This is a genomic window from Streptomyces sp. 150FB (assembly GCF_000818195.1).
GTDB lineage: Bacteria > Actinomycetota > Actinomycetes > Streptomycetales > Streptomycetaceae > Streptomyces.
The window spans coordinates 5480846-5489946 of the sequence record NZ_JTHL01000001.1 but is presented as its reverse complement, the minus strand read 5'-3'; the positions used below and the strand labels follow the sequence as shown (position 1 = coordinate 5489946).

Sequence of the window (9101 nt, the reverse complement as noted above, 5' to 3'; positions counted from 1 at the left end):
GGCCGAACCGGAGTCGGTCGGGGCCTGGCTGTCCGATCCCGCGTCGGCGCCGCACGGCGGGGAGACCCTGGCGGATCTGTGTCTGCGCGTCGGCGCCTGGCTGGACGGCCTGGCCGTCGAAGCGGCGGGCCGGGTCCTCGCCGTCGCGGAGCCTGACGTCGTCCGCGCCGCCGCCGTACACGCGCTGGGCGCGGAGCCCCAGGCGTTCTGGCGGCTCGACGTACGCCCGCTCTCCGTCACGGAGTTGAGCGGCAGAAACGGCCGCTGGAACCTGCTCAGCGGCCGCCCTCTGCACGGCACGGCCGCCTAGGTCCCGTCTGACAGCGCCTGGGCTGTATCGGCAACGTCTGTCAGGGCGGTGCGGGGCACGATCCAGGACGCACCGTCGCCCGCGGCCTCGCTGCGGCGCGGCTCGATGCGGTCGACCGCTTGCTCGCTCCATCCTCGGATGACCGATGCCTGCTCGGGAGTGAGTGAGTCGAAGAAGTGGCGGCGGATGTTGCCGGCATGGACGAGTACGGGGCGAACTCATCGACAGCTTCGACGGCTTCGTCTTCCTCGTTCCCGAGTACAACCACTCCTTCCCCGGAGCCCTGAAGAACGCCCTGGACTACGTCTACCGGGAGTGGAACGACAAGGCCGCCGGGATCATCAGCTACGGCGGGTGGGCCGCCGGGGTGCGGGCCGCGGAGGCGCTGCGGCTCGTCCTTGCCGAGTTGCAGGTGGCCACGGTCCGGGCCCGGCCCACCATCTCGACGCACCCCTCGTTTTCCACCGGCGCCTACGTCCCCCAGGAAGGCATTGACACCGCGGTCCACGGCATGCTCGACCAGGTGACCGCCTGGTCCGGCGCGTTGCGCGGGGTGCGCGAGGCCAGGACGCAGAAGGCCATGGCTGCCTGAGGCCCTGTTCGTGGCCGGTCCTGTGACGGGACGGGACGTGACGAGACGGGACGTGACGGGACGTGACGAGCTGACGGACACCGCACGGGAGACGTCGGAGCCCCTGCTGCCGACCGCTGATGGATCAGGCCGTCCGTGGCGCGCCCACCGGCAGGTGATCAACGGCGTGCTGTGGCGGTTACGGACGGGTGCTCCCCGGCGTGGCGGCCGTCCGGATTCCACGTTCCGGGCGGGGACGGCCCCCGCACCCGCCCGGAACGGGTCCTGGCCGACAGGCTTACTCGTCCAGGGCGATCCGGGCCTGGTGCAGGCGGTCAGGGCGTACGGTCAACGGTGCGTACGGCCGCCGGACTTGGCGCGGTCCAGCGCGGCGACACCGATGGCGGCCAGCACGATCTGGATGACCCACTCGATCCAGTCGGGCCCGTCCGTGTCGGCGACACCGAAGGCGGACGCGAGGGCCGTACCGATCAGTGCCGCGACGATGCCGATGAGGATGGTCCAGATCACCCCGATGTGCTGGCGCCCCGGAACGACGAGCCGTCCCAGGATGCCGATGACGATGCCGATCACGATTGCCGCGATGATGCTGGAGATCTCCATGCCCGCTCCCTTTTGGCCACGCCGCTGCTTGTTGGTGGCTGCAACCGGACATGTGCCCACCGGAAACCGGTTCAGTCTGATCGGCACGGTCTCGGTCCGGACACAGCCGCGTGAACGGATGAAGACGACGGCGTACGGGTACGTGCCCGCGCGCGCGTAAGCCCGCACCCGCGCCCGCACTCGTACGCACCGATCTCGTAGGCGGACGCGTACGCGCCGATCGCCGAATCAGCCGAACTCAGGTGCGCGCGCGACGGCGTTGAGCGCCGTCACGATCGTCTCCTCCTCGTACCGGAAGTGCGACTCCAGCCGGGCCGTCAGCCGCTCCAACTCGGCCCGCAGACGCGCCGGGTCGGACACGCCGGGCACAAAACCGTCGACGAGTTCCTGGATCGCGTCCTGGGTCCGCGCCACCACCGCGTGCTCCTCGCCGAGTTGGGCCAGCGCGGGGGCGAGCGCGGGGAACCGGCCCGCCAGCATCGGGAACGTGGCCACGTCCTCGCCGCCGTGATGCTTCGCCAGCGCCCCGCAGAAGGTGAGGCAGTGCGCGCGCATCTGCTGGGCGAGATCCGGCGGGGTCCGCCCGGCGGCGTCAGCGGTGCCGGCCGTATCGCCGCCGCCGCTGCCCTCGATCATCGCCTCCACCCGCGCCCGAAGCGTCCGCAACTCCTCGCGCAGCCAGTCGTGCACCTCGACGACCCAGTCACCCATGCCCTTGACCGGCTCCTCGCCCGCCGCTCCGGACCCGATCCGGTGCAGCACAACGACCGGAATCAACCGGTCCGTTTTCGCCTGGTGGTCGGCGTACCCCGGCGCCTCGTCGACCACACGGCCGAAGAGCTGGTCACGTTCCACACCAGGCGGAAAGGCCGCGATCGCCTGATAGGTCTCCGCGGCGGTCTCGACCGTCACGATCGGGTTCTTCCTGATGTTGTGATACCAGGCGGGATGATGGTCCGAACCGTTCGCGGAAGCGACAACTATCCCGTTCCCGTCGAATTCCAGATAGCCGAGAACACTCTCCCTGCGCAGGCCGCTCTTGGCGCCGACCGTCGTCAGCACGGCCAAGGTCCAGCCCTCGAACATACCGCTCATTTTTCCGCTGTTCGCCCGGAATTCGGCGATGACCTGACGCTGGAAAGCCTGGACGTCAAACCCGGACCAGGTGGTGGCCTGTTCCTCGCTCATGTACTGCCCTTCTGTGTCGATTCCCTGAATCCGAATCGGAGGGCGGCGCCACCGGAAATCGACACAGAAGTACCCCGCATGCCTATGCGACGAAAATGGGCGCAGCAACCCCCACGTCAGGGGTTGACATAGCTGCGAGAGACGGAACGTGCCGATCTCTGTAATGGCTGAGTTAGCCGCTACCTCCGTGCATAGGCCCATACGGGGCTCGGTGGAACCGTAACAGGCCCTCCACCGGGCGGGCAAGACGCCAGGACGCCTCCGCCCGGCCGCACGGGAATCCGGAAAGGGGAATTCCGGTACCTAGGGGCAGCAGGGACCGCTCACCTCAGGGCTGCGCCGAGCGGCGCGCGCGCCAGTCCCGCACGATCTCGTCCACATCGAAAGGCTTCACTCCGAGCACCGGACCCGGCGGCGGATGGGCGAGAAAGGAGCGAATGCTCTCGTTGACCGCTTCCATGATCTCGCGTACCCGCCGCTCCGAATACGCGGCCGACGCCTCGGTCAGCGCGTCTTCGGCCTCTTTGCGCAGCGCGAGAGCCGGCGGCAGCCAGGAGAGATTCTCCCGCTCCATCTTTCCTTTGATCCACCACAGTTCGTCATAGGGGGCGTTCGGGTCCCGCAGCGGCTTTCCCAGTCCCGGCAGATTGTCGAAGGCGCCGCGCTCCGTCGCTTCCCTGATCTGCTTGTCGACCCAGGACTCGAAGTTCATTCCGGCCGGTTTGCGTTCCGTCATCGCGGGGGTCTCCCTCTGCCTGTAGCGGTCCGTCCCGTCATCCCCATCATCCCGCAGGCCCTCCGGCGGACGGCAAGGACGCCAAGGACGCGAAGGACGCGAAGGACAACGAGGCCAGATGTCGAACGTACGAGCGAGAAAACCCGGACATCGCGAGGCCCCGCGCCCTAGGATCTCTGGCATGCCAGAGCCACGCCGGGACACCCGGGGCATCGTCGACGCCCAGGAACTCTTCACGCGTGTACGTTTCCGCCGCCGCACCCCGGCCCCCGCCCTGCGGCCGTATCTACTGCACTACTGGCTGATCGACTGGGACCTGGAGCAGCCGTACGCCTCACACGTCGTGCCGCACCCCTCCGTGAACGTCGTCTTCCAGCACGGCAGCGGCCTCGGCAGCGGCCCGGGCAGCGGCGGCGACGGCTTCGGGGGCGGCCCGGACCGCCCGTTCGGTGAGGTCTCCGGCATCGGCCTTGAGCTGTTCACGCAGAAGCTTCAGGGCCGCGGCCGGGTCTGCGGCGTGCAGTTCCGGCCCGGCGGCTTCCGGCCCTTCGCGCCCGGCAGGCCCGTGTCCGACTGGACGGGGCGGCGGCTGCCGATCGGCGAGGTGATGCCGGCCACGGAGGCGGACATCGCCGCCGTCCTGGGACCCGACGACGAAGACGCGCGGGTGGCCGCGCTCGACACGTATCTGCTCGGCGTGGGCCCGCGCCCCGATCCGCGAGCGGCGCTGGCCATGGCTCTGGCCGACCGGATCAGGACCGACCGTACGATCCGCCGCGCTGCGCGGCTGTCGGAGGCGGAAGGCATGTCGGCCCGCTCGCTGCAACGGCTGTTCGCCACCTATGTCGGCGTGGGACCCAAGTGGGTCATCCTCCGCCACCGCATCCACGAGGCGCTGGAGCACGCCGAGTCGAGCGGGGCCGAGACGGACTGGGCGCGCCTCGCCGCCGACCTCGGCTACAGCGATCAGGCCCATCTCGTACGGGACTTCACGGCCACGGTGGGCGTGCCGCCGACGGCGTACGGACCGCGCGGGCGCACCGGCGGACAGGGCCCGGGCGCCCCCGCCCCCACGGCCGTCCCAAATCCGGGAGCCGATGTCGTACCCACGTCCTAGAGTGATTCGCCATGACCACTCTTGTCACAGGAAGCCGCGGCCGCGTCGGCGCCACCCTCGTCAACCTGCTGCACAGCAAGGGCCTTGGCGTACGGGCCGCTTCCGGCACCCCCGAGCAGCTCAGCCCGCCGTCCGGTGTGCCCACCGTGAAGTGTGACCTCGGTGATCCCTCGACCTTCGCCGCCGCCCTCGACGGCATCGAGTCCGTCTTCCTCTACGCCCAGCCCGCGCACATCGACGCCTTCATAGCGGAGGCGGAGTCGGCCGGGGTGCGGCACATCGTGCTGCTCTCCTCCAGTTCGGTCCTCGAACCCCCCGCCGCCGAAGGAGCCGACAGCCCGATCGCCGTCCTCCACCGGGACGTGGAGCGCGCGTTGGAGGCCGGACCGGTCGCGGCCACCTTCCTGCGCCCCGGCGCCTTCTCGGGGAACGCGCTCCGCTGGTCGCACGCGATCAGGACGACGGGCCGGGTCGACCTCCCGTACCCCCAGTCGTACAGCGACCCGATCCACGAGGCGGACATCGCCGACGCCGCTTTCGCTGTGCTGACCGAGCCGGAGCTGCGCGGCTCCGCGTACCACCTGAGCGGCCCCGAGTCGCTCAGCTTCGCCGATCAGCTCGCGGTTCTGAGCGGGGTGGCGGGCCGCGAGGTGAAGGCCAACGTCCTGACGCCCGACGCCTGGAAGGAGGCGGTGGGCGGCTTCATGCCGGCCGGATTCGCCGACGTGATGCTCACGTACTGGGCGGCGCAGGACGGTAAACCGACCGTCGTCACCGACGCGGTGGAGCGGCTGACCGGGCACCCGGGCCGTACGTTCGCGGAGTGGGCGCAGGACCACGCGGAGGCCTTCCGCGCCTGACCCGCGCTCGGGGAACCCGTACTCGGCGAATTCCGTCGCCCGGTCCAGGTGTTCGCTGACATCCTTGACCGCGTGAACGGACCCGAGATCGGCCTGACCTTCGCTCCCGAGCTGCACGTCTTCGTCTCCCACGAACGGCGCGGGGGCCGTACGACCGTGGTCACCGACGGTTCGTCGACCCTCGGCCATGTCGTCGAGTCGCTGGGCGTCCCGCTCACCGAGGCGGGCCGTCTGGTGGTCGACGGCCGGCCGGTGCCCGTCTCCCACATCCCGGCGGCAGGTGAGTCCGTCGACGTGGAGGCCGTGGCCCGCCCGCAGCGGGTGCCCGGGGCTCCCTTGCGCTTCCTGCTCGACGTCCACCTCGGCACCCTCGCCAGGCGGCTGCGGCTGCTCGGCGTCGACGCGGCCTACGAGAGCGAGGACATCGGGGACCCGGCGCTGGCGGCGCTCTCCGCCGCCGAGCGGCGTGTGCTGCTCTCCCGCGACCGGGGGCTGCTGCGGCGCCGGGAGATCTGGGCCGGGGCGTACATCTACAGCGACCGGCCCGACGCCCAGCTCAGAGACGTACTGGAACGCTTCGCGCCCCCTCTCGCGCCCTGGACCCGCTGCACCGCCTGCAACGGTGACCTCGGTCCCGCCGACAAGGAGACCGTGCGCGACCATCTGGAGCACGGCACCCGGCAGACGTACGACGTCTTCGCGCAGTGCCTGGCGTGCCATCGGGTCTACTGGCGCGGCGCGCACCACGCCAGGCTCGCGGCGATCGTCGCCGACGCCGTACGCGAATTCGGCGACGCCCCGGCCGCCGCCGGTCCCCAGGCGACCTGAGCCCCCTTGTCCGACATCGGCCCCCGGTCGGGCGCGTGGCACGCTGTGCCCATGCTCGTCCTGCGCTCCGCCATCCTCTTCATCCTCGCCGCGTTCTTCGAGATCGGCGGCGCCTGGCTCGTCTGGCAAGGGGTGCGCGGCGACGGCTCCCACGGCGGCCGCGGCTGGATCTGGATCGGCGCCGGAGTCATCGCGCTCGGCGTGTACGGCTTTGTCGCCACGCTCCAGCCGGACGGCCAGTTCGCCCGCATTCTCGCCGCGTACGGCGGGGTCTTCGTCGCGGGCTCGATCGTCTGGGGCGTGGTCGCCGACGGTTACCGCCCGGACCGCTGGGACGTCACGGGCGCCCTCATCTCTCTGGTCGGCATGGGGCTCATCATGTACGGACCCCGGGGCCACTGACCTGCTCCTCACCGCTGCCTATCCTGGAAGTACATCGATCATCCGCGCATCGATCACCTGCACGAGGAGTACGTCATGACCTCCGCCGACAGCTCGGCCACAGCCGACGCACCTGTCGCACCCGTCGCACCCGTCGCCGTTGTCACAGGGGCGAGCAGCGGCATCGGCGAAGCCACCGCGCGGCAGCTCGCGGCCGCCGGTTACCACGTGGTCGTCACCGCCCGCCGCAAGGACCGTATCGAGGCGCTCGCCGCCAAGATCACCGGCGCGGGCCACGCGGCCACCGCGTACACCCTCGATGTCACCGACCGCCCCGCTGTCGACGCCTTCGCCGCGCACCTCGCCGCTCTGCCCGGGGGCCCCTCGGTGGAAGTACTGGTCAACAACGCCGGCGGCGCGCTCGGCGCGGACCCCGTGGCCACCGGGTCGCCCGAGGACTGGCGGCAGATGTACGAGACCAACGTCATCGGCACGCTGAACCTCACCCAGGCCCTGCTGCCCGCCCTCACCGCGAGCGCCGACGGCACGGTCGTCGTGGTGTCCTCGACCGCCGGGCACGCGACGTACGAGGGCGGCGCCGGTTATGTCGCCGCCAAGCACGGCGCCCACGTCCTCGCCGAGACCCTCCGGCTGGAGATCGTCGGCACCCCGGTCCGGGTCATCGAGATCGCGCCCGGCATGGTCAGGACCGAGGGGTTCGCGACCACCCGCTTCCGCGGCGACACCGAGCGGGCCGCCAAGGTGTACGAGGGCGTCGCCGAGCCCCTCACCTCGGACGACGTGGCCGACACCATCACCTGGGCCGTCACACGCCCGAGCCACGTCAACATCGACCTGCTGGTGGTCAGGCCGCGCGCCCAGGCCTCCAACACCAAGGTCCACAGGGAACTCTGACCTGCCCGGTCCCCATGGCGGTGGCCACCATGGTGTCCCGCGCCACCGGGCTGATCCGGCAGATCCTCGGGGTCGGCGCGCTGGGCACCGGCCTGCTGGCCAGTACGTACAACACCTCCAACACCGTGCCGACCAGCATCTACACCCTGCTGGTCGGCGGGGCGCTGAACTCGGTTTTCATACCCCAGCTCGTACGCGCGCGACTTGAGCACTCCGACGGCGGACGCGCGTACGAACAGCGCCTGGCCACCCTGGTGTTGTGCGTGCTCGGCGGCGGCACCGTCCTCGCCGTGTGGGCGGCGCCCGAGATCGTCGGCCTCTACATGCCGGACACCGCGAAGAGCCATGACGCCTACCGGCTGACCGTGATCTTCGCCCGCTTCCTGCTCCCGCAGATCTTCTTCTACGGCCTGTTCGGCATCCTCGGCCAAGTCCTCAACGCACGCGGCAAGTTCAAGGCGATGACCTGGACCCCGGTGCTCAACAACCTTGTGCTGATCACCATGTTCGGCGGCTACCTGGCCCTGATGACCGTCCCCGACCGGGTCCAGGACATCACCGACACACAGATACGGCTCCTCGGCATCGGCACGACGTCCGGGATAGCCCTCCAGGCGCTGATGCTGATCCCGTTCGTCCGCGCTGCGGGCGTGCGACTGCGGCCGCGCTTCGACTGGCGCCGTACCGGCCTCGGTTCGAGCATCAGGGCCGCGCGCTGGACGCTGCTGTTCGTCCTGGTCAACCAAGTCTCACTGACCGTGGTCACCAACTTCGCCAACGCCGCCGACCAGGCGCTGCCGACCGCCGGAGCGGGCAACACCGCCTATATCAACGCGCAGTCGATCTGGATGCTGCCCCAGTCCATCATCACCGTGTCGCTGATCACCACGCTCCTGCCGCGCATGAGCCGCGCGGTCGCCCAGGGCCGTACGGCCGACCTGCGCGAGGACCCCGCGGCCTTCCTCTTCGTCGCCCTGGGCCCGCAGATCGCCGCGCTGCTCTTCTCCCACGGCACGGCCGACGCCGCTTCCGCACGGCCGCTGGGACAAATGTTGCAGGCGCTGGGGCTCGGCCTGATCCCCTTCTCCGCGCAGTCGCTCATGCTGCGCGGCTTCTACGCCTTCGAGGACACCCGTACGCCGTTCTGGACGACGACCTGGATCAACGCCTTGAACCATCGCCCTCGCCGTCGTCTGCCATCTGCTGCTGCCCGCCCGCTGGGCCGTTGTCGAGCTGGCAGGCGCGTACGCCGTCTCCTACGGCGCGGGCATGCTGCTCACCGCGTACCTGCTCCGGCGCCGCCTCGCCGGCCGTATCGACGGCCGCCGGCTGACCGGTACGTACGCCAGGCTCGTCCTGGCCGCCGGCTGCGCCGGGGCCCTCGCCTGGACGGCGGCCCGCGCGAGCGCGGGCGCGCTGGACACCCACGGCACCTGGCAGACGGGCCTCGCGCTCGCCGCCGGTGTGGTGACGATGGTGCTCGGATATCTGGTCCTGGCCCGCCTGTTCAGGATCGCCGAACTCCGGTCCTTCCCCGGCTTGCGCTGACTTCCTCAACGGGCCGCGCGGTA

The 9101-nt window shown here is 70.5% G+C and carries 10 protein-coding genes and 2 pseudogenes; 9 read left to right on the top strand and 3 right to left on the bottom strand.

What is annotated here, in order from left to right:
* The 3 genes and pseudogenes from QR77_RS49000 to QR77_RS47495 form a co-directional block, all read left to right on the top strand.
* On the top strand, nt 1-310 hold a 310-nt coding region (locus QR77_RS49000; RefSeq protein WP_040028531.1), incomplete at its 5' end, for a histidine phosphatase family protein.
* Between the two features lie 163 nt (nt 311-473).
* Nucleotides 474-902: an NADPH-dependent FMN reductase gene (locus QR77_RS23660; protein ID WP_052489003.1), complete on the top strand. Its 429-nt coding sequence runs from the start codon at nt 474-476 to the stop codon at nt 900-902.
* Between the two features lie 52 nt (nt 903-954).
* A pseudogene (locus QR77_RS47495) lies at nt 955-1104 on the top strand (transposase); the annotation flags it as partial.
* Between the two features lie 125 nt (nt 1105-1229).
* On the opposite strand, the gene QR77_RS23655 reads toward QR77_RS47495, so the two are convergent.
* From QR77_RS23655 to QR77_RS23645, 3 genes are all read right to left on the bottom strand, one after another.
* On the bottom strand, nt 1230-1505 hold the full coding sequence (locus tag QR77_RS23655) for a hypothetical protein (protein ID WP_040024140.1): 276 nt from the start codon (nt 1503-1505) through the stop codon (nt 1230-1232).
* A gap of 228 nt (nt 1506-1733) precedes the next feature.
* Nucleotides 1734-2693 carry a nitroreductase/quinone reductase family protein gene (locus QR77_RS23650; RefSeq protein WP_052489002.1) on the bottom strand — a complete coding sequence of 320 codons (960 nt, stop codon included), beginning with the start codon at nt 2691-2693 and terminating at the stop codon, nt 1734-1736.
* Nucleotides 2694-3021: 328 nt separating this feature from the next.
* Complete coding sequence (locus tag QR77_RS23645; protein WP_040024139.1) at nt 3022-3429, bottom strand: DUF1992 domain-containing protein; 408 nt, start codon at nt 3427-3429, stop codon at nt 3022-3024.
* Nucleotides 3430-3610: 181 nt separating this feature from the next.
* Between QR77_RS23645 and QR77_RS23640 the strand changes: the two genes are divergently transcribed.
* The 6 genes and pseudogenes from QR77_RS23640 to murJ all read left to right on the top strand — a co-directional run bounded on the left by QR77_RS23640 (nt 3611) and on the right by murJ (nt 9078).
* On the top strand, nt 3611-4546 hold the full coding sequence (locus tag QR77_RS23640; RefSeq protein ID WP_173476343.1) for a helix-turn-helix domain-containing protein: 936 nt from the start codon (nt 3611-3613) through the stop codon (nt 4544-4546).
* A gap of 11 nt (nt 4547-4557) precedes the next feature.
* Nucleotides 4558-5406 carry an NAD(P)H-binding protein gene (locus QR77_RS23635; RefSeq protein WP_040024138.1) on the top strand — a complete coding sequence of 283 codons (849 nt, stop codon included), beginning with the start codon at nt 4558-4560 and terminating at the stop codon, nt 5404-5406.
* Between the two features lie 72 nt (nt 5407-5478).
* Complete coding sequence (locus QR77_RS23630) at nt 5479-6234, top strand: Mut7-C RNAse domain-containing protein (RefSeq protein WP_040028527.1); 756 nt, start codon at nt 5479-5481, stop codon at nt 6232-6234.
* A gap of 51 nt (nt 6235-6285) precedes the next feature.
* Entirely contained in the window at nt 6286-6636 is a 351-nt protein-coding gene (locus tag QR77_RS23625; RefSeq protein WP_040028526.1) for a YnfA family protein, read from the top strand.
* A 75-nt stretch (nt 6637-6711) separates the two neighbouring features.
* Nucleotides 6712-7530: an SDR family NAD(P)-dependent oxidoreductase gene (locus QR77_RS23620; protein WP_040024137.1), complete on the top strand. Its 819-nt coding sequence runs from the start codon at nt 6712-6714 to the stop codon at nt 7528-7530.
* A gap of 14 nt (nt 7531-7544) precedes the next feature.
* Nucleotides 7545-9078 (top strand): annotated as a pseudogene (murJ, locus tag QR77_RS23615) (murein biosynthesis integral membrane protein MurJ).
* The last annotated feature ends 23 nt before the right edge of the window (nt 9079-9101 follow it).